17 protein-coding genes are annotated in these 19,733 nt (G+C 57.4%); 6 read left to right on the top strand and 11 right to left on the bottom strand.

Going from position 1 to position 19,733, the window contains the following annotated elements:
• Positions 1-26 precede the first annotated feature (26 nt).
• Positions 27-266 carry a septal ring assembly protein ZapB gene (gene zapB, locus SPH27_RS20680; RefSeq protein WP_010436935.1) on the top strand — a complete coding sequence of 80 codons (240 nt, stop codon included), beginning with the start codon at positions 27-29 and terminating at the stop codon, positions 264-266.
• Positions 267-852: 586 nt separating this feature from the next.
• Here the strand turns inward: zapB and rraA are convergent.
• The 7 genes from rraA to priA all read right to left on the bottom strand — a co-directional run bounded on the left by rraA (position 853) and on the right by priA (position 8,818).
• The gene (gene rraA / locus SPH27_RS20675; RefSeq protein WP_023309687.1) at positions 853-1,338 is read right to left on the bottom strand and encodes a ribonuclease E activity regulator RraA; all 486 of its coding nucleotides are present in this window, start codon (positions 1,336-1,338) and stop codon (positions 853-855) included.
• Between the two features lie 92 nt (positions 1,339-1,430).
• Entirely contained in the window at positions 1,431-2,351 is a 921-nt protein-coding gene (menA, locus tag SPH27_RS20670; RefSeq protein ID WP_182072174.1) for a 1,4-dihydroxy-2-naphthoate polyprenyltransferase, read from the bottom strand.
• Between the two features lie 68 nt (positions 2,352-2,419).
• Complete coding sequence (gene hslU / locus SPH27_RS20665) at positions 2,420-3,754, bottom strand: HslU--HslV peptidase ATPase subunit (protein WP_023309685.1); 1,335 nt, start codon at positions 3,752-3,754, stop codon at positions 2,420-2,422.
• 9 nt (positions 3,755-3,763) lie between these two features.
• Positions 3,764-4,294 (bottom strand): ATP-dependent protease subunit HslV, encoded by a 531-nt coding sequence (hslV, locus tag SPH27_RS20660; RefSeq protein WP_008501802.1) that lies wholly within the window; start codon positions 4,292-4,294, stop codon positions 3,764-3,766.
• Between the two features lie 94 nt (positions 4,295-4,388).
• On the bottom strand, positions 4,389-5,384 hold the full coding sequence (gene ftsN / locus SPH27_RS20655; RefSeq protein ID WP_063439139.1) for a cell division protein FtsN: 996 nt from the start codon (positions 5,382-5,384) through the stop codon (positions 4,389-4,391).
• A gap of 93 nt (positions 5,385-5,477) precedes the next feature.
• Complete coding sequence (cytR, locus tag SPH27_RS20650) at positions 5,478-6,503, bottom strand: DNA-binding transcriptional regulator CytR (RefSeq protein ID WP_023309683.1); 1,026 nt, start codon at positions 6,501-6,503, stop codon at positions 5,478-5,480.
• A gap of 119 nt (positions 6,504-6,622) precedes the next feature.
• A complete protein-coding gene (gene priA / locus SPH27_RS20645; protein WP_048976557.1) occupies positions 6,623-8,818 on the bottom strand; it encodes a primosomal protein N' in 2,196 nt (731 codons plus the stop codon).
• A gap of 200 nt (positions 8,819-9,018) precedes the next feature.
• Between priA and rpmE the strand changes: the two genes are divergently transcribed.
• Positions 9,019-9,231, top strand: coding sequence for a 50S ribosomal protein L31 (gene rpmE / locus SPH27_RS20640; RefSeq protein ID WP_003862040.1), 213 nt, complete (start codon positions 9,019-9,021; stop codon positions 9,229-9,231).
• A 48-nt stretch (positions 9,232-9,279) separates the two neighbouring features.
• On the opposite strand, the gene metJ is transcribed toward rpmE, so the two are convergent.
• Positions 9,280-9,597, bottom strand: a complete 318-nt coding sequence (gene metJ / locus SPH27_RS20635; RefSeq protein ID WP_007369220.1) for a met regulon transcriptional regulator MetJ — start codon at positions 9,595-9,597, stop codon at positions 9,280-9,282.
• A gap of 276 nt (positions 9,598-9,873) precedes the next feature.
• Here metJ and metB point away from each other — a divergent pair, with 276 nt between their 5' ends.
• The 4 genes from metB (at position 9,874) to katG (ending at position 16,911) form a co-directional block, all read left to right on the top strand.
• Positions 9,874-11,034: a cystathionine gamma-synthase gene (gene metB / locus SPH27_RS20630; protein ID WP_047646964.1), complete on the top strand. Its 1,161-nt coding sequence runs from the start codon at positions 9,874-9,876 to the stop codon at positions 11,032-11,034.
• Positions 11,035-11,036: 2 nt separating this feature from the next.
• Positions 11,037-13,469 carry a bifunctional aspartate kinase/homoserine dehydrogenase II gene (locus SPH27_RS20625; protein ID WP_033146932.1) on the top strand — a complete coding sequence of 811 codons (2,433 nt, stop codon included), beginning with the start codon at positions 11,037-11,039 and terminating at the stop codon, positions 13,467-13,469.
• A 226-nt stretch (positions 13,470-13,695) separates the two neighbouring features.
• Positions 13,696-14,583: a methylenetetrahydrofolate reductase gene (gene metF / locus SPH27_RS20620; protein ID WP_033146931.1), complete on the top strand. Its 888-nt coding sequence runs from the start codon at positions 13,696-13,698 to the stop codon at positions 14,581-14,583.
• A gap of 147 nt (positions 14,584-14,730) precedes the next feature.
• The gene (gene katG / locus SPH27_RS20615) at positions 14,731-16,911 is read left to right on the top strand and encodes a catalase/peroxidase HPI (RefSeq protein ID WP_039264223.1); all 2,181 of its coding nucleotides are present in this window, start codon (positions 14,731-14,733) and stop codon (positions 16,909-16,911) included.
• An 82-nt stretch (positions 16,912-16,993) separates the two neighbouring features.
• On the opposite strand, the gene gldA is transcribed toward katG, so the two are convergent.
• From gldA to SPH27_RS20600, 3 genes are all read right to left on the bottom strand, one after another.
• Positions 16,994-18,097 (bottom strand): bifunctional L-1,2-propanediol dehydrogenase/glycerol dehydrogenase, encoded by a 1,104-nt coding sequence (gene gldA, locus SPH27_RS20610; protein ID WP_182072172.1) that lies wholly within the window; start codon positions 18,095-18,097, stop codon positions 16,994-16,996.
• Between the two features lie 12 nt (positions 18,098-18,109).
• A complete protein-coding gene (gene fsa / locus SPH27_RS20605) occupies positions 18,110-18,772 on the bottom strand; it encodes a fructose-6-phosphate aldolase (protein ID WP_048978885.1) in 663 nt (220 codons plus the stop codon).
• A gap of 128 nt (positions 18,773-18,900) precedes the next feature.
• Positions 18,901-19,665, bottom strand: coding sequence for a helix-turn-helix transcriptional regulator (locus SPH27_RS20600; protein WP_182072170.1), 765 nt, complete (start codon positions 19,663-19,665; stop codon positions 18,901-18,903).
• Between the last annotated feature and the right edge of the window lie 68 nt (positions 19,666-19,733).

The raw sequence follows: 19,733 nt of genomic DNA, 5'->3' as shown, positions 1-19,733 counted from the left end.
CCTTGCAATTCAGGAGAGGTAGCATCATGTCTTTAGAAGTGTTTGAGAAACTGGAATCGAAAGTACAGCAGGCGATTGACACCATCACCCTGCTGCAGATGGAAATTGAAGAGCTGAAAGAAAAGAACAACAGCCTGGCGCAGGAAGTTCAGAACGCTCAGCACGGCCGCGAAGAACTGGAGCGCGAAAACAACCAGCTGCGCGAACAGCAGAACGGCTGGCAGGATCGCCTGCAGGCGCTGCTGGGACGTATGGAAGAGGTCTAATTCCCATTGGGATGAACTGAACAGGCCGGGTAAGGCGAAGCCGCCACCCGGCTTTTTTTATGGTTTGATGTCAGTCGGCGATCACCATAAAAAAGGCCGCCAAAGGCGGCCTTAACGCTACTTGTCCTGCGTTGTCATAGCAAAAGCAACGAACACATTGGGTTCATCACTCTTTACAACGAGTACGCTGGCGACAATGAACGCGATACATAAATAGCGTTTCATTATGCGGTCCCTGCAGCTAACCGCTCCACCGTTCACCACCGGTGATAAGTCGGTGGACACAAGCCCTGGTATTAGCCTGCTTTACGGTAGTGAATACACCTTTCCCTGGACCGATGCCCATTTGCGAGATGGCGGAAAGGGACGCTTCATCATAATGAGCATCAACCGTGGAGTTAAGGTATTCATAGACGATTAGGATTTTATAAAGGTTCTGAGGGGTTGCCCAAGGTTTGGACGAGAGTATGATGAAACTCCCTGGTGTTAGTCTGCAAAACTTCCCAACGGACCGCGAATCCTGAGGGGACAAAAAAACCGCCACATTGCTGTTGGCGGTTTTTTTATGGTTCTCGCTGACTTTTTACTACTCGATATCCAGCGGGTCTTCGGAAAGGATAATGCCGGTATTATCGGCGTAGAGATGGTCCCCGGAGAAGAAGGTCACGCCGCCGAAATTGACGCGCACGTCGCTTTCGCCGATGCCGTCACCCGCCGCCCCTACCGGTATGGCCGCGATGGCCTGAATCCCGATATCCAGGTCTTCCAGATCGTCGACCTGACGTACGGAACCGTACACCACAAGGCCTTCCCACTCATTCTGGACGGCAATGCCGGCCAGTTCAGCATCAATTAATGCACGGCGCACGGAACCGCCGCCGTCGACCACAAGAACGCGGCCGCGGCCATTCTGTTCGAGCAGATCGTACAGCAACCCGTTGTCCTCGAAACATTTCACCGTGACGATTTGACCGCCAAACGACGACCTCCCACCAAAGTTGGAGAACAGCGGTTCAACGACGTTGACATCTTCCTGGTAGATGTCACAGAGCTCGGAGGTATCGTATTTCATAGGTTTAACGCTCAGTTGCTGCGAATGTGTTCAGTATATCGTGCGAAATGCGTTGTTGGCAAAATCATCAATTGTTAATTGATATTTGTCAGCTAACGCAGCGTCTGGCTTAAAACAATCCCGATGACGAACAACAGGTTAGTCAGCAACGCGCCTTTTACCGTGCGCTCCAGCATTGGCGGCATGGCGGACGGGCTGAGTTCACGCATCACAAAGCGGGCCTGCTTAATCAGCAGCGGCGCGGCAAGCACAAACAGCCAGCCCCACAGGCTCTGCAAGGAAATCAGGTTAAACAGCGCCAGGCAAACCAGCGCGCCAATGAGCAAACAGGCGTGATAGCGGCGCGCATTGACCGGCCCCAGACGAACCGCCAGGGTATTTTTGCCGTTCTCGCGATCGCTGTCGATGTCGCGCAGGTTGTTGATGTTGAGCACCGCCGTCGCCAGCAGACCGCAGGCGGTCGCGGGCAGGAACAGGGCAGGGATCACCGTATGCGCCTGCAGGTACCAGCTTCCCATCACGCTCAGCCAGCCGAAGAACACCAGTACGGAGATATCCCCGAGCCCAATATAACCGTAAGGACGCGTGCCGACGGTGTAGGTGATGGCCGCGATAATGGCCAGTAAACCCAGCACCAGGAAGCCAATGAAATCGCTGGTGGTCTTAGACGCCACCGTCACCAGCGCCAGGCCGGATACGCAGATCAGCGCTACGGTGATAATCAGCGCGCGTTTCATCTGCGCCTGGGTAATCACCCCTTTCTGCATTCCGCGCAGTGGACCTAGGCGGTCCGGCTTGTCGCTGCCCTTTACCGCGTCGCCGTAGTCGTTGGCGAGATTAGAGAGAATTTGCAGCAGGCCGGCGGTAATCAGTGCCAGCGCGGCGACCAGCGGATCAAAATAACCCTGCCACCAGGCAAGGGCGGTGCCGACGATAATCGCGGCAAAGGCCAGAGGAAGCGTTTTAGGGCGCAGACTTTCGAGCCACGCCTGAGTACGGCTGATGTCAGTCATAAGTATTTAGCCAATAAAAATGGGGGCATTAGCCCCCATTAAACGTGATGAGAATCCAGTAACCGCGATTATAGGATAAAACGGCTCAGATCTTCATCTGCCACTAACGCATCCAGATGTTTACTCACATATTCTGCGTCAATGGTAACGGTTTGACCGTTAAGGTCGCTCGCGTCATAAGAGATATCTTCAACCAGGCGTTCCAGCACGGTATGCAGGCGACGCGCACCGATGTTCTCGGTGGTTTCGTTGACCTGCCATGCGGCCTGGGCAATACGCTTGATACCGTCTTCAGTGAACTCGAGGTTCACGCCTTCGGTCGCCATCAGCGCTTTGTACTGTACGGTAGCAGAGGCGTTCGGCTCGGTCAGGATACGTTCGAAATCTTCGGTGGTCAGCGCCTGCAGCTCAACGCGAATTGGCAGACGCCCCTGCAGTTCGGGGATCAGATCCGACGGGCTGGCAACCTGGAACGCCCCTGAAGCGATAAACAGGATGTGGTCCGTTTTCACCATGCCGTGCTTGGTGGAGACGGTGCAGCCTTCAACCAGCGGCAGCAGGTCGCGCTGAACGCCTTCGCGGGATACGTCCGGACCGGAGCTGTTGCCGCCGCGCTTACAAATTTTGTCGATTTCGTCGATAAACACGATACCGTGCTGCTCAACCGCGTCGATAGCGTCCTGCTTCAGCTCTTCCGGGTTTACCAGCTTCGCCGCTTCTTCTTCAATCAGCAGCTTCATCGCGTCTTTGATTTTCAGCTTACGCGCTTTCTGCTTCTGGCCGCCCAGGTTCTGGAACATGGACTGCAGCTGGCTGGTCATCTCTTCCATGCCCGGAGGCGCCATGATTTCCACACCCATTGGCGCGGCAGCAAGATCGATCTCAATCTCTTTGTCGTCCAGCTGGCCTTCACGCAGTTTTTTGCGGAATGCCTGGCGCGCCGCGGATGGTTCCGCCTGCTGCTCTGCCTGGCCCCAGTTGTTTTTTGCCGGTGGAATCAGCACGTCGAGAATGCGCTCTTCGGCCATCTCTTCCGCGCGATAGCGGTTTTTCTCAATGGCCTGGACGCGCACCATCTTGATCGCCGAGTCGGTCAGATCGCGGATGATGGAGTCCACTTCTTTACCCACATAGCCCACTTCGGTGAACTTGGTGGCTTCAACTTTGATGAACGGCGCGTTAGCCAGCTTCGCCAGACGACGGGCGATTTCGGTTTTACCGACGCCGGTCGGGCCGATCATCAGAATGTTTTTCGGCGTCACTTCGTGGCGCAGCTCTTCATCAAGCTGCATACGACGCCAGCGGTTACGCAGGGCGATAGCCACGGAACGCTTGGCGTTATCCTGGCCGATAATGTGTTTGTTCAGTTCGCTGACAATTTCGCGTGGGGTCATTTCAGACATGGGAGATCCTTACGCTTTGGAGGTCAATTCTTCGATGGTGTGGTTGTGGTTGGTATAAATGCAGATATCACCTGCAATATCCAACGCCTTCACCGCGATATCACGCGCGTTCATGTCGGTATTTTCCAACAGCGCGCGGGCTGCAGCCTGGGCATAAGGGCCGCCAGAGCCGATGGCAATTAGATCATTTTCCGGCTGAATGACGTCACCGTTACCGGTGATGATCAGCGAGGCGGTTTCATCGGCCACGGCCAGCAGCGCTTCGAGCTTGCGCAGCATGCGGTCGGTACGCCAGTCTTTCGCCAGCTCAACGGCAGCTTTCACCAGATGACCCTGGTGCATTTCCAGTTTGCGTTCAAACAGTTCAAACAGCGTGAAGGCGTCCGCCGTGCCGCCTGCAAAACCGGCGATCACTTTGTCGTTGTAGAGGCGGCGCACTTTCTTCACGTTGCCTTTCATGACGGTATTACCCAGCGTGGCCTGGCCATCACCGGCGATTACCACATGGCCGTTACGGCGTACACTTACTATTGTTGTCACGAGCAGACCCCCTGGTTACAGAATCGGGAAACAGAAGCCCTGAGCCTGTGCTCAGGGCTGAATTAAATGATAGATGGGGGGGATTTCGGGGGTTTCAACCCCCGGAAGCGAGTCGAATGCAGTTTGTGTGGCCGGCGATTTTCAACCGAGAAATGGTGCCATCGGCATTTTCTTTGCCTTTGACCGGACCAATCACCACGCGATTCCAGCCGTTATTGGTGGTAATACGCGAATCAAACCCTTCAAAGGCCAGCTGAGCACGTACCGTTTCCGCCTGCTCTGCGCCTTTGAACGAACCGCACTGTACCATCCAGCGGCGCTCGTCTTTTTTCTCAGCCGTCTGCTTCGGCGCTTCGGTCTCTTTGGTCACCGGCGCGGCCTGCTGCGTTTTCGGCTGCTGCGCGGCGGTATGCGCTGGCGTCTGGAGCAGATCCTGATACGGCTGAGCCGCCTGTTTCTGCGGCTGCGTTTTCGGCTGCTGCTGGACAGGCTGAGACTGCGCCGTACGCGTCTGCTGCTGGTATGGCTGTTCCGTTACCCGCGGCTGTGCTTTCGGCTGCTGCACCGGCTGGGTTTGCGCCCACTGCTGCTGTTGCTGCTGCTGGATCTGCTGTTGCGCCTGACGTCGCTGCAGCGTTTGCTGGCGCTGTGCTGGCGTTTGCTCATTCCACGGCACTTCGTTCAGCTGCGTAGGCTGCTGGCGCATATCGGCCTGCATTTGTGCCAGCAGCTGGCGCTGTTCATCCGTCAGCTGATTCGCATTCTGCACTTCACCACCCGCAGAAGGTTCGGTTGGCGCACGCACCCCGGGCTGACGGCTTTCCAGCTCTTTGATATAGCGCCAGCGCTCTTCAGGCTTCGGAGGAAGGCCATTTCCGGCAACTTTACTGGCCTGAAGCGCCTCAGACTCTTCTTTTTTATGGTGCGTGATGAAGTACAGGCCACCAATAAAGGCGACGACTACAGCCGCAGCAATAGCGACCATTGCTGGCGAGACAGCAGGCAGGTTACGTTGCTTTTTCCTTGAGCTACTCTTTTTGCGTCGCGAAGGTGCCGGCTGGCCGCGACGTACATAATCTCGTTGTGCCACTATCGTTTCGCTGTATTTATTCGTTCGTCAGTCCGCCATGTTACTTAAGCGGCGGGGCTTTGACCAGATAAGGGTATCCGAAAGACGTTTACTTTAAGTCAATGCCTGGGTAGTGCCGCGGACAATCAGTTCACAGTCCAGCAACCGCGAGCCGCTGCTAACTGTTTGACCGTGAAGCTGATCCAGCAGAAGCAGCATCGCTTCGCGGCCGATTTGGTAGCGCGGCTGAGCGACCGTTGAGAGCGGCGGATCGCAAAATTCTGAAAGCGAAATATTGTCGAATCCGATGATCGATAAATCTTTCGGTATCCGCAGGCCGCGGCGTTTGGCGTAAGATAATGCGCCCAGCGCCATCACGTCGCTGTGACAAAATACGGCGGTTGGCGGTTCAGGCAGGTCCAGAAGTTTCTCCAGCGCTTGTCCACCCGCGGCGAAGGTAAAGTCACCGCGCGCAATGTAGTGCGGATCGACGGTGACGCCGGTACGGCGCAGCGCTTGAACGTAGCCCTGTAAGCGATAGTGACACAGCGGCATCTCTTCCGGCCCGGCAATACAGCCAATGCGCTTGTGCCCCAGTTCCTGGAGATAGTTTACGGCGTTGAACGCGGCGGTGAGGTTATCAATGTGGACCGTCGGCAGCTCCAGCTCCGGCGCAAACTCGTTCGCCATCACCATCGGCGGTAAATTACGCTGCTCTTCAATGCTGGCATCAAACGGCAGGCGAGAGCCAAGCAGCAGCATGCCGTCGATCTGCTTGGTGATAATGAGATCGATGAAGGTTTTTTCCTGCTGGTTCTGATGAGCGCAGTCGCCAATCAGCACCAGGTAACCCTGTTCCGCTGCCGTAACTTCAATACCGCGGATAATCTCGCTGAAGAAGGGGTCGCAGATATCCGGCACAATCACCAGAATGGTGCGCGACTCATTGCGTTTGACGTTACGCCCCATCGCCTGTGGGAAATAGCCCACTTCAAGCGCAGCCTGCTCTACCCGGTTACGGGTCGCCTGGGAGACTTTATCCGGGTTCATTAATGCGCGGGATACCGTTGCCGTAGAGACTTGTGCTTTCTGGGCAACGTCTTTCATGGTCGCCGGTGCAACCTCTTTCCTGGACTTCAACGTCTTCTCCTCGCCTGAACACCGAACTTCTGACATCACCATTTTTACAGATAGTTAATGGAATCGGTTACAGAATTTTCATAAAAAGTGTGAGGAGCGTTAAATTTTTCGATCCGTCTTCAGCCTTCGATGGGATCGACGTCCAGTACCCACTTCACTTTTCGCGCTTCCGGCAGCGTGTTGATGAGCGCCAGCGTGCCGCTGACGATATGCTGCAGGCGAACACGTGAGGGGTGCTGAAGTAAGATTTGCCAGCGGAAACGTCCGCCGCGCTTTGGCGCGAGCGCTGGCACCGGGCCCAGGATCCACAGCTGATTATCCACCAGCGGGCTGGCCTGCAGGAGGTTTCTCAGCTGCTGCAGGAAAAGCGGCGCCTGCTGGTTATTGTGATCTTCCGCGCGGATGATGACGTGGCTGGTCCACGGCGGCAGCTGCATGGTCTGGCGTTCGGCCAGCGCCTGCTCGGCAAAAGCGTCATAGCCTTTATGCAGCAGGGTTTGCAGCAGCGGATGCTCAGGGTGGTGCGTTTGCAACACCACTTCGCCCTGTTTACCGGCGCGACCGGCACGCCCTGCCACCTGGGTATAAAGCTGGGCGAAGCGCTCGGCTGAGCGGAAATCTGCCGAGAACAGCGCGCCGTCCACGTCCAGCAGGGCGACAAGCGTCACGTCCGGGAAGTGGTGGCCTTTCGCCAGCATCTGCGTACCAATCAGGATGCGCGCGCCACCGCGATGCACTTCCGCCAACTGCTGTTCCAGCGCGCCCTTGCGGCTGGTGGTATCCCGGTCGATACGCGAGATAGGCACGTCCGGGAAGAAGGGGCCAAGCGCCTGTTCCAGCTGTTCCGTCCCCAGACCGACCGGTACGATATGGGTTGAACCACACGACGGGCACTGGCGCGGCACCGGGCGCTGGCTGTCGCAGTGGTGGCAGCGCAAATGCCGCTGGGCCTGGTGGAAGGTATAGTAGTGGTCGCAGCGCGGGCACTCGGCAATCCAGCCGCAGTCGTGGCACAGCAGGGCGGGGGCGAATCCGCGGCGGTTCAGAAACAGAATGACCTGGTTCCCCGCCTGCAGGTGCTGGCGCATGCGGGTAATCAATGCCGGCGCTAGCCCGGCCTGAACCTGCTGACCTTTCAGATCAAGCACATGCTGAATGGCCGGGCGGGCATTCCCCGCCCGACGCGTCAGGCGCAGCATATGGTATTTACGCTGGCGCACGTTGTGCAGCGTTTCGAGCGCAGGCGTGGCGGAGCCGAGAATAATAGGAATCTGCTCACTGTGCGCGCGATAAACCGCCAGGTCGCGGGCGTGATAGCGCCAGCCTTCCTGCTGTTTATAGGAGCTGTCGTGCTCTTCGTCGATCACGATAACGCCAAGATTTTTAAACGGCGTAAACAGCGACGAGCGGGTGCCGATCACAATCGCCGCTTCGCCGTTTTTCGCTTTCAGCCAGGCGCTGAGGCGTTCGCTGTCGTTCAGACCGGAGTGCAGCACCTCAACCGGCGCGTTAAAGCGCTCGCGGAATCGGGCGATGGTTTGCGGCGTCAGGCCAATTTCCGGCACCATCACCAGCGCCTGTTTGCCCTGAGCCAGCACGTTTTCCAGCACGCTCAGGTAGACTTCGGTCTTGCCGGAACCGGTGACCCCCGCCAGCAGCCAGGCAGAGAAATGATCGGAGGCGCTATGAATCGCGCCCACGGCGGTGGCCTGCTCGGTATTCAGACGCAGGCGATCCCCTGAAACAGAGAAACTCTCCCGCCAGTCGTAAAGAGCGGGGGCTTCGCTAGCCAGTTCGCTCAGCCCTTTCTTTCTTAAGGCCTGTAGCGCCGTTTCGCTGACCTCAAGCTCGTCGACCTGATGTCGCCAGATTTTTCCCTGACGCAGCGCCGCCAGCGCCTGCTGCTGTTTCTGCGATCGCTTCAGGCTGTTGATGTCCACCGCCTGGCCCTGCTCGGTGGCAAACCAGTACCACATCGGCGCATGGCTGGCGCTTTTGCCCTGGCGCAGCATGATGGGCAGGGCGTGGAACAGCACGTCGCCAATCGGGTGATGATAATAATCCGCCGCCCACAGCAGCAGTCGCCAGGTGCTGGTAGAGTAAACGGGCTCGCTGTCCAGCACCTCAACGACCGACCTCAGCTCGTTAAGCGGTAATTCGCTTTTATCGCTGACGGAGACGACGATCCCCACGCGCTGCTGTTTGCCAAACGGCACGGTCACGCGGCAGCCCGCTTTGGCGCTCATGCTGTCGGGCAGCAGGTAGTCAAAGGTGCGGGGAAGCGGAACGGGCAGGGCAACGTGAGCGACGGGCATCGAATCTTCCTGACTTGAAAAGTGGCGCGTTAGTATACACATTAGTAAAAGCGGCGTGCGGATCAGTTTGCATACGTTGGTCAAATTCTGTATGATTCGCCGCCTTTGGTGTACTTTACGCCAAAGAACTTACAATCAACATCGCGTGGTGTCTGGCGTTAGGGCTGGAAGAGCGACGCGGCCTTAACTGAGGTTCTCCCATGAAAAAAGATATTCACCCGAAATACGAAATGATTACTGCAAACTGTTCTTGCGGTAACTCTATCCAGATCCGCTCTACCGTGGGTCACGATCTGAACCTGGACGTGTGCGGCAAATGCCACCCGTTCTACACTGGTAAGCAGCGTGACGTTGCAACCGGTGGCCGTGTTGACCGCTTCAACAAGCGTTTCAGCATCCCGGGCGCTAAATAAGTTTCCCGAAAAAAAGGCACCGCAAGGTGCCTTTTTTGTATCCGCTTCTCAGTATTCCCACGTATCCGGGTCAATACCCAGTTCACGCATGATCACCTTCGCCTCTTCCGGGATTTCATCACTGCGCTCTTTGCGCAGATCTTCATCGTTCGGCAACGGTTGACCGGTAAACGCATGCAGAAACGCTTCGCACAGCAGTTCGCTGTTGGTCGCGTGGCGCAGGTTATTCACCTGACGACGCGTACGTTCATCGGTGAGGATCTTCAACACCTTCAGAGGAATGGAAACCGTAATTTTCTTTACTTGCTCACTCTTCTTACCGTGCTCAGCGTATGGGCTGATATATTCGCCGCTCCATTCAGCCATGAGATACCTTTAATCCTCTCAGTCATTTATTTAAAGGTGCAAAACCTGTAACCACCCGTTTTGAACCGCAATCTTGTTTAGTTTACCGTAGAGACGATACCGTGGCACGGATATTGCCGCTGCAGCGTGCACTAAAGCATATAATTTTAACGGCTATTTGCGCATTGCTCAATCTATACGCAAAGAAGTTTAGATGTCCAGATGTATTGACGTCCATACTTTCAATGTTTACTCTGGTGCCTGACTTTTCACCTCATTCGCCAGGAAGCCCTCACCATGACGCGTAAACAGGCCACTATTGCAGTGCGTAGCGGATTAAATGATGACGAGCAGTACGGCTGCGTTGTCCCGCCGATTCATCTTTCCAGTACCTATAATTTCACCGGATTTAATGAACCCCGCGCGCATGATTATTCGCGTCGTGGCAACCCTACGCGTGACGTGACCCAGCGCGCGCTGGCCGAGCTGGAAGGTGGCGCAGGTGCAGTATTAACCAATACGGGGATGTCCGCCATTCACCTGGTGACCACGGTGTTCCTGAAACCCGGCGATCTGCTGGTTGCGCCGCACGACTGCTACGGCGGCAGCTATCGCCTGTTTGACAGCCTGGCGAAACGCGGCTGCTATCGCGTCCTGTTTGTCGATCAAAACGACGAACAGGCGCTGAAACAGGCCCTGGCAGAGAAACCGAAGCTGGTTCTGGTGGAAAGTCCAAGCAATCCATTGTTGCGCGTTGTCGATATTGCGAAAATTTGTCAGCTCGCAAGGGATGCGGGAGCGATAAGTGTAGTGGATAATACGTTCCTCAGTCCGGCCCTTCAGAACCCACTCGCACTGGGTGCCGATCTGGTATTGCATTCATGCACTAAATATCTGAACGGCCATTCTGATGTGGTGGCGGGCGTGGTGATTGCCAAAGATCCCGACGTTGTCACCGAACTGGCATGGTGGGCCAATAATATTGGCGTCACCGCGGGGGCCTTCGACAGCTATCTGCTGTTGCGCGGCATCCGCACGCTGTCGCCGCGCATGGAGGTGGCGCAGCGCAATGCCCAGGCGATTGTCGATTTCCTGAAAACCCAGCCGCTGGTGAAAAAGCTTTATCACCCGTCGCTGCCGGAAAATCAGGGGCACGAGATTGCCGCGCGTCAGCAGAAAGGGTTTGGCGCGATGTTAAGTTTTGAACTGGACGGTGACGAGCAAACGCTGCGTCGCTTCCTGAGCGGGCTGTCATTGTTTACGCTGGCGGAATCCTTAGGTGGGGTTGAAAGCTTGATCTCCCACGCCGCGACCATGACGCACGCAGGTATGGCACCGGAAGCTCGTGCCGCCGCCGGAATTTCTGAGACGCTGCTGCGTATCTCAACCGGCATTGAAGATTCTGAAGATTTAATTGCCGATCTGGAAAATGCCTTCCGGATCGCAGCCAAGGGGTAATCATGAGTGTGATAGCGCAGGCAGGGGCGAAGGGTCGTCAACTGCACAAGTTTGGTGGTAGTAGTCTTGCTGATGTGAAATGTTACCTGCGCGTTGCAGGGATCATGACGGAATATTCACAGCCGGGTGACATGATGGTTGTCTCGGCGGCGGGCAGCACCACCAACCAGTTGATTAGCTGGCTGAAACTGAGCCAGACCGATCGCCTTTCTGCGCATCAGGTGCAACAGTCCTTACGCCGTTACCAGAGCGAGCTGATTGCCGGCCTGCTGCCTGCGGACGTGGCGGACGGGCTGATCAGCGCCTTTACGCATGACCTTGAGCGTCTGGCTGCCCTGCTGGACAGCGGAATAACCGACGCGGTGTATGCCGAAGTGGTGGGCCACGGTGAAGTGTGGTCCGCGCGCTTGATGGCCGCCGTGCTGCAACACCTGGGCGTGGAAGCGGCCTGGCTCGACGCGCGTGATTTCCTGCGCGCCGAACGCGCCGCGCAGCCGCAGGTAGATGAAGGGTTGTCCTACCCGCTGCTGCAACAGCTGCTCGTGCAGCACCCGGGCAAACGTATTGTCGTCACCGGCTTTATCAGCCGCAGCAACGCGGGCGAAACCGTGCTGCTGGGCCGTAACGGTTCGGACTACTCGGCAACGCAGATTGGTGCCCTGGCGGGCGTGTCCCGCGTCACCATCTGGAGCGACGTGGCCGGTGTGTACAGCGCGGACCCGCGTAAAGTAAAAGATGCCTGCCTGCTGCCGCTGCTGCGTCTCGACGAAGCCAGCGAGCTGGCGCGTCTGGCCGCGCCGGTACTGCACGCGCGCACGCTGCAGCCGGTTTCCGGCAGCGATATCGACCTCCAGCTGCGCTGCAGTTACACCCCGGATCAAGGCTCTACGCGTATTGAACGCGTGCTGGCGTCCGGTACCGGGGCGCGTATTGTCACCAGCCACGACGACATCTGCCTGATTGAGTTCCAGGTGCCTGCGGGCCAGGACTTCAAGCTGGCGCATAAAGATATCGACACGATCCTGAAACGGGCCCAGGTGCGTCCGCTGGCCGTTGGCGTGCATAACGATCGCCAGCTGCTGCAGTTCTGCTATACCGCGGAAGTGGCGGACAGCGCGCTGAAAATTCTGGATGAAGCGGGCTTGCCGGGCGAGCTTCGCCTGCGTCAGGGGCTGGCGCTGGTGGCGATGGTGGGCGCGGGCGTCACCCGTAACCCGCTGCATTGCCACCGCTTCTGGCAGCAGCTGAAAGGCCAGCCGGTGGAGTTCACCTGGCAGTCGGAAGAGGGCATCAGCCTGGTCGCCGTCCTGCGTAAAGGGCCAACCGAGAGCCTGATTCAGGGTCTGCACACCTCCCTCTTCCGCGCGGAAAAACGTATCGGCCTGGTGCTGTTCGGGAAAGGCAACATCGGTTCCCGCTGGCTGGAGCTGTTTGCCCGCGAACAGGTGACGCTCTCGGCGCGTACCGGATTTGAATTCATTCTTGCGGGCGTGGTGGACAGCCGCCGCAGCCTGCTGAACTACGAAGGGCTGGACGCCAGCCGCGCGCTTGCGTTCTTTAATGATGAAGCCGTAGAGCAGGATGAAGAGTCGCTGTTCCTGTGGATGCGCGCACACCCGTATGACGATCTGGTGGTGCTGGACGTTACCGCCAGCGAACAGCTTGCGGATCAGTATCTGGATTTCGCCAGCCACGGTTTCCACGTTATCAGTGCGAACAAGCTGGCAGGGGCGAGCAGCACTGATAAATACCGCCAGATCCACGACGCGTTTGAAAAAACGGGGCGCCACTGGCTTTATAACGCCACCGTTGGGGCTGGCCTGCCGGTTAACCACACCGTGCGTGACCTGATTGAAAGCGGCGACAGCATTCTGGCGCTGAGCGGTATCTTCTCCGGCACGCTCTCCTGGCTGTTCCTGCAGTTTGACGGCACCGTACCGTTCACCGACCTGGTGGATCAGGCGTGGCAGCAGGGCTTAACCGAGCCCGATCCGCGCGTTGACCTTTCCGGCAAAGACGTGATGCGTAAGCTGGTGATCCTGGCGCGTGAAGCCGGTTATGACATCGAACCGGATTCCGTACGCGTCGAATCGCTGGTGCCTGCCGGCTGTGAAGAAGGTTCTGTGGATCATTTCTTTGAAAATGGTGAAGAGCTTAACGAGCAGATGGTACAGCGTCTGGAAGCGGCGAACGAGATGGGGCTGGTACTGCGCTATGTGGCGCGTTTCGAGGCCAACGGAAAAGCGCGAGTCGGCGTCGAGGCGGTGCGTCCTGAACATCCGCTGGCGGCGCTGCTGCCGTGCGATAACGTCTTCGCCATCGAAAGCCGCTGGTATCGCGATAACCCGCTGGTGATCCGCGGCCCTGGCGCGGGTCGCGATGTCACCGCTGGAGCCATTCAGTCCGACATCAACCGTCTGGCTAAGCTGCTGTAAAGCCTGAATTTCCCTCTCCCTGTGGGAGAGGGTTAGGGTGAGGGCATCAGACCGCACTCACCCTCATCCTGAATTTCCCTCATATTCCCTGAGCAAACCTCACCGTTATTGTTGATTATTTATGTTGACGTCCCTCCGCTTTTCCGTCATTTTTACATCTGGACGTCTAAACGTATAGAAGTTCACAACACAACAAATAACGACATGCGATTGATAGAGGTAAGGTATGAGCTTTTTTCACGCCAACCAGCGGGAAGCACTGAATCAGAGCCTGGCCGAAGTAAACGGCCAGATTAACGTCTCTTTTGAATTTTTCCCGCCGCGCACCAGTGAAATGGAGCAAACCCTGTGGAGCTCTATCGATCGTCTCAGCAGCCTGAAGCCGAAGTTCGTCTCCGTGACTTACGGTGCTAACTCCGGCGAGCGTGACCGTACGCACAGCATCATTAAAGGCATCAAAGATCGTACCGGTCTGGAAGCGGCGCCGCACCTCACCTGTATCGACGCCACCCGCGACGAGTTACGGGCCATCGCCCAGGATTACTGGAATAACGGCATTCGTCATATCGTCGCGCTGCGCGGTGACCTGCCGCCGGGCAGCGGTAAGCCGGACATGTATGCCGCCGATCTGGTCGCGCTGCTGAAAGAGGTGGCTGACTTTGATATCTCCGTTGCCGCTTATCCTGAGGTGCATCCGGAAGCGAAAAGCGCCCAGGCCGATCTGCTGAACCTCAGGCGTAAAGTGGACGCCGGCGCGAACCGCGCCATTACCCAGTTCTTCTTTGATGTGGAAAGCTACCTGCGTTTCCGTGACCGCTGCGTCTCCGCGGGCATCGACGTTGAAATTATCCCGGGTATTCTGCCGGTCTCTAACTTCAAACAGGCGAAGAAGTTCGCCGATATGACCAATGTCCGCATTCCGCTGTGGATGTCCAAAATGTACGAAGGGCTGGACGATGACCCGGAAACCCGCAAGCTGGTGGGGGCCAATATCGCGATGGACATGGTGAAAATTTTAAGCCGTGAAGGGGTGAAAGATTTCCACTTCTATACGCTGAACCGCGCGGAGATGAGCTACGCCATTTGCCATACGCTGGGTGTTCGTCCGGCATAATAAGCACAAAGCCCTCGTATTATGAGGGCTTTTTAGTTACGCGAATAGTTAAAAGGTATGAGCTATCGAATCTGTGGATTAATTCAACTATAACTTATTGCTAGTGGTGTATATCGTAACGGTAACACTGTAAAAGGGAGCATAGCGATGAGCACGTCAGACGAGACCAATAAAGCGGCATCGGTCGGCAAATGCCCGTTCCACCAGGGCGGCGTCGATCACAGCGCGGGGGCAGGTACAGGCAGCCGCGACTGGTGGCCAAAACAACTCCGCATCGATCTTCTTAACCAACATTCCAATCGTTCGAACCCGCTGGGTGAAGACTTCGACTACCGCAAAGAATTCAGCAAACTTGATTACTCCGCCCTTAAAGGCGACCTCAAAGCCCTTTTAACCGACTCTCAACCGTGGTGGCCTGCCGACTGGGGCAGCTATGCGGGCCTGTTTATCCGTATGGCCTGGCACGGCGCGGGTACCTATCGCTCCGTTGACGGGCGCGGCGGCGCAGGCCGCGGTCAACAGCGCTTTGCGCCGCTGAACTCCTGGCCGGATAACGTGAGCCTGGATAAGGCGCGCCGTCTGCTGTGGCCAATCAAGCAAAAATACGGACAAAAAATTTCCTGGGCCGACCTGTTTATCCTCGCGGGTAACGTGGCGCTGGAGAACTCCGGCTTCCGTACGTTTGGTTTCGGTGCCGGGCGTGAAGACGTCTGGGAACCAGACCTGGACGTGAACTGGGGTGATGAAAAAGCCTGGCTAACCCACCGTGACCCGGAGGCGCTGGCGAAGCGACCGCTGGCCGCCACCGAAATGGGCCTGATTTATGTGAACCCGGAAGGGCCAAACGCCAGCGGTGAACCTCTGTCTGCTGCGGCGGCCATTCGTGCCACCTTCGGCAACATGGGGATGAACGACGAAGAGACCGTTGCGCTGATCGCAGGCGGCCACACCCTCGGCAAAACCCACGGCGCGGGTGAAGCCACGCACGTCGGCACCGACCCGGAAGCCTCGCCGATTGAAGCGCAGGGCCTGGGCTGGGCCAGCACGCACGGCACGGGAATTGGCGCAGATGCCATTACCTCCGGTCTGGAAGTCATCTGGTCGCAAACCCCGACCCAGTGGAGCAACTACTTCTTCGAAAACCTGTTCAAATACGAATGGGTGCAGACCCGCAGCCCGGCGGGGGCGATTCAGTTTGAAGCCGTGGATGCGCCGGAAATCATGCCCGATCCGTTCGACCCGTCGAAAAAACGCAAACCTACCATGCTGGTCACCGACCTGACGCTGCGTTTTGATCCGGAATTCGAGAAAATTTCCCGCCGCTTCCTGAACGATCCGCAGGCCTTCAACGAAGCCTTCGCGCGCGCGTGGTACAAGCTGACCCACCGCGATATGGGGCCAAAATCGCGTTACCTTGGCCCGGAAGTGCCGAAAGAAGATCTGATCTGGCAGGACCCGCTGCCGCAGGCGGTGTTCAATCCGTCGAAAGAAGACATTGAAAGCCTGAAGGCGGAAATCGCTGCCTCTGGCCTCTCCGTGAGCGAACTGGTTTCCGTTGCCTGGGCGTCAGCGTCGACCTTCCGCGGCGGCGACAAGCGCGGCGGCGCCAACGGCGCGCGTCTGGCGCTGGCTCCTCAGCGCGACTGGGATGTGAACGCCGCAGCGGTTCGCGCGTTGCCGGCTCTGGAAGCTATCCAGCGCACCACCAACAAAGCCTCTCTGGCCGATATCATCGTGCTGGCGGGCGTCGTGGGCGTTGAGCAGGCGGCGAAAGCGGCAGGCGTTTACGTCAACGTTCCGTTTACGCCAGGGCGCGTGGATGCGCGTCAGGATCAGACGGATATCGAGATGTTTAACCTGCTCGAACCGATTGCCGACGGCTTCCGCAACTACCGTGCGCAGGTGGATGTGTCCACCACTGAGTCACTGCTGATCGACAAAGCCCAGCAGCTGACGCTGACTGCGCCTGAGCTGACGGTGCTGATCGGTGGCCTGCGCGTGCTGGGTGCAAACTTTGATGGCAGCAAGAATGGCGTGTTTACCGACCGCGAGGGCGTGCTGAGCAACGATTTCTTCGTGAATCTGCTGGACATGAACACCCAGTGGAAGGCAACCGACGAATCTAATGAACTGTTTGCCGGAAGCGATCGCGCCAGCGGTGAAGTGAAATACACCGCCACCCGCGCCGATCTGGTCTTCGGTTCTAACGCCGTCCTGCGCGCGCTGGCAGAGGTTTATGCCAGCAGCGATGCCAGCGAGAAGTTCGTCCGCGACTTCGTTGCCGCATGGGCGAAGGTGATGGATCTGGACCGGTTTGACCTGCAGTAACCGTTGTGCCGGGGGGCGCTAAGGCTTACCCGGCCTAGGGCAAAAAAATCCCCGCTGATGCGGGGATTTTTATTCACGCTATTTACTCCCACTCCTGCAGGAACCGCTGCCCATACTGGTCGGCCACCAGCAGCGCCGCATATACCTGATCCGGCGTTACGCCGCCGGGCATGTTGTGGATAGTTTCCCCTTCGGCACAGGAGGCTTCCGCGATCAAACGCATTTTGGCCGGAATATCCTCTTTGATATTTAGCTGTGCCAGCGTGATCGGCAGCCCAACGCTGTGACAAAGCGCGGCGACGGTCTCTATTTCTTCTACCGGCGCGTTTTCCAGCACCAGCTGCGTGAGCGTGCCAAACGCCACTTTTTCACCGTGATAGAAGTGGTGCGCGTCCGGTACCGCCGTCATTCCGTTATGAATAGCGTGTGCCGCCGCCAGCCCGCCGCTTTCAAAGCCTACGCCGCTGAGATAGGTGTTGGCTTCGATAATGCGTTCCAGCGCCGGTGTAACCACATGCTGTTCCGCGGCCAGCATGGCTTTTTCACCCTCTTCAACCAGCGTGTTGTAGCACAGCTCGGCCAGCGCGAGTGCAGCCTGCGTACATTTGCCGCCCGCCATGGTGGTTGCGCCGCTGCGCGAGCAGGCGCGTGCTTCAAACCAGGTTGCCAGCGCATCGCCAATCCCGGCGGCCAGCAGGCGTGCCGGCGCGCCCGCGACCACTTTGGTATCGACGATTACCATGTTCGGGTTTTGCGGCAGCATCAGGTAGCGATCGAACTCACCGCTATCGGTGTAAATGACCGAAAGGGCGCTGCACGGCGCATCGGTGGAGGCGATTGTCGGGGCAATAGCGACCGGCACGTCCATAAAATGGGCCAGCGCTTTGGCGGTATCGAGCGTTTTACCACCGCCGATACCCAGCACCGCCAGGCAGTCGGCGCTGTCTGCCAGCTTTTTCAGCCGATCGATTTCATTTTGTGAACATTCGCCGCCAAACGGCGCGATTTCGGCGTGCAGTTCGGCTTTTTTAAAACTCTGACGCAGGGTCTCTTCGGCAAAACCCAGCACAAATTTATCGCCGACGACCAGCCAGCGATTGGCCAGGGGTTTCAGATAGTCGCCGAGACGGGTAAGCACATCAGCGCCCTGGATATATTTTCCCGGCGATTGAATGATACGGTCCATAACAGTTCTCCCTTAGAGGTTGAGGTTACCAAACGCGTTTTTCCAGTCCTGCTCGAACTTCTCTATGGCTGACTCTACCGCTGGCGTGCCGAGCATTTGTTGCGCTACGTCTAAGGGAAGCGTGATTGCCTCGCATCCCGCCAGCAGGCAGTCCAGCGCCTGCCGCGGCGTTTTGAAGCTGGCGGCCAACACTTTGCTTTCCGGCGCGTGCAGTTCCAGCAGGGATTGCAGCTCCTGGACCATGCGAATGCCGTCACCGCCCTGCGCGTCAACGCGGTTTACGTACGGCGCCACATATTTCGCGCCTGCCAGCGCGGCGAGCAGGCCCTGTGCCGCGCTGTAAACGGCGGTCCCCAGCGTGGTAACCCCCTCTTTTTTCAATGCCTTAATCGCGATGAGCCCCTGAGCCGTCACCGGGATTTTCACCACGATGCCCGGGACGGCGTTACTCAGACGTTTGGCCTCCGCCACCATCCCTTCGGCATCGCGGCTCATGGTTTGAGCAAACAGCGTGCCTTCCGGCCCGATGGCTTTTTGCAGACGCGGCAGCACGTCCCAGATGGATTCACGGCTGGCGGCAACGATGCTCGGATTGGTAGTGACGCCCGCAATGGGGAAGACCCGCGCCAGGCGTTCAACTTCCGCCACGTTGGCGGTATCCAGGTACAGTTCCATTATTTTTCCTTAAGTCAGAAAGGTTGAACAAAGGATAAGGCGCGGGCGAGCAGGGCGGATACAGGCCAATTTTGCCAAATACTGGACAAATGTAATGTCCTTAGCGAAGTGCGAGAGCGATCACAATGCTATTTTTTGACGGTCAGCTCGCTGTGATACTGGCGACGATATTCGGAAGGAGAGCGTTCGGTGTGCTTGCGAAAGAGACGGCAGAAGTAATTGCTGTCTGTAAACCCACAGCGTGCGGCGATATCTTTGATTTTAAGATCGTAGCCTTTGAGCAGCTGGCGCGCGTGTTCGAGTCGCGTTTGGGTCAGGTATTCGTTGAACCCCACGTTGCCAATCTTCTGAAAGAGGTGGGAAAGGTAGTTCGGCGAGACGTAGAACGCCTGCGCGACGGATTCACGGGTTAACGCCGAAGCGTGATGTTCTTCGATGAAGCGGCGAATGGCCTCAAACAGGGCGCGGCTGCGGCTGGCGGTGTGGATATCGCTGCCAAGCAGATCCCGGCAGTGGCTGAGCAAGCTTAATACCACCAGTATCGCGGTCTCTTGCTCATCCGGCTGCATCTGTAATTCGGTTAGCGTCTGCAGAAGAAAAGCACCCGTTCGCGGACCGCGGCGGGCAACCTGGAGCTGCTGCACAAGCGTATTGTCATGCTGTAACTCGATAGTCAGCAGCTGCTTACCGAAATGTATGCTCAGGGCGTTAGACGATGGATGCGTTAAGTGTCCAAAGGATGAAAATATCGCCTCACAGGGGGCATCAAGGGTAATGACGAGGCAGGGAGATGTTCGGGAATGCTGTTCAGACAGCGCTGAGAAATGAATCTGGCCCAGCGGTAGCGTGCGGTTTACCAGGTCTGCCAGGATTCGGGTGACATCGGAATGCATGAGAAGACTACCGAAATGTGCCGGGTGGCGCTAACGCTTACCCGGCCTACCAGTCACAGGTCCGGGCA

The organism is Enterobacter sp. A103 (genome assembly GCF_034427535.1).
GTDB classification, from domain to species: Bacteria; Pseudomonadota; Gammaproteobacteria; order Enterobacterales; family Enterobacteriaceae; genus Enterobacter; species Enterobacter asburiae_B.
The sequence above is the reverse complement of the archived record's forward strand: the minus strand, read 5'-3'. Positions and strand labels throughout refer to the sequence as shown.

Coding starts and splice junctions, on each gene's coding strand:
- gldA (WP_182072172.1), bottom strand. CDS start 18,097: ATGGACCGTATCATTCAATCGCCGGGAAAATATATCCAGGGCGCTGAT.
- SPH27_RS20625 (WP_033146932.1), top strand. CDS start 11,037: ATGAGTGTGATAGCGCAGGCAGGGGCGAAGGGTCGTCAACTGCACAAG.
- priA (WP_048976557.1), bottom strand. CDS start 8,818: ATGCCCGTCGCTCACGTTGCCCTGCCCGTTCCGCTTCCCCGCACCTTT.
- menA (WP_182072174.1), bottom strand. CDS start 2,351: ATGACTGACATCAGCCGTACTCAGGCGTGGCTCGAAAGTCTGCGCCCT.
- SPH27_RS20600 (WP_182072170.1), bottom strand. CDS start 19,665: ATGCATTCCGATGTCACCCGAATCCTGGCAGACCTGGTAAACCGCACG.
- katG (WP_039264223.1), top strand. CDS start 14,731: ATGAGCACGTCAGACGAGACCAATAAAGCGGCATCGGTCGGCAAATGC.
- rpmE (WP_003862040.1), top strand. CDS start 9,019: ATGAAAAAAGATATTCACCCGAAATACGAAATGATTACTGCAAACTGT.
- metB (WP_047646964.1), top strand. CDS start 9,874: ATGACGCGTAAACAGGCCACTATTGCAGTGCGTAGCGGATTAAATGAT.
- rraA (WP_023309687.1), bottom strand. CDS start 1,338: ATGAAATACGATACCTCCGAGCTCTGTGACATCTACCAGGAAGATGTC.
- hslU (WP_023309685.1), bottom strand. CDS start 3,754: ATGTCTGAAATGACCCCACGCGAAATTGTCAGCGAACTGAACAAACAC.
- fsa (WP_048978885.1), bottom strand. CDS start 18,772: ATGGAACTGTACCTGGATACCGCCAACGTGGCGGAAGTTGAACGCCTG.
- metF (WP_033146931.1), top strand. CDS start 13,696: ATGAGCTTTTTTCACGCCAACCAGCGGGAAGCACTGAATCAGAGCCTG.
- metJ (WP_007369220.1), bottom strand. CDS start 9,597: ATGGCTGAATGGAGCGGCGAATATATCAGCCCATACGCTGAGCACGGT.
- zapB (WP_010436935.1), top strand. CDS start 27: ATGTCTTTAGAAGTGTTTGAGAAACTGGAATCGAAAGTACAGCAGGCG.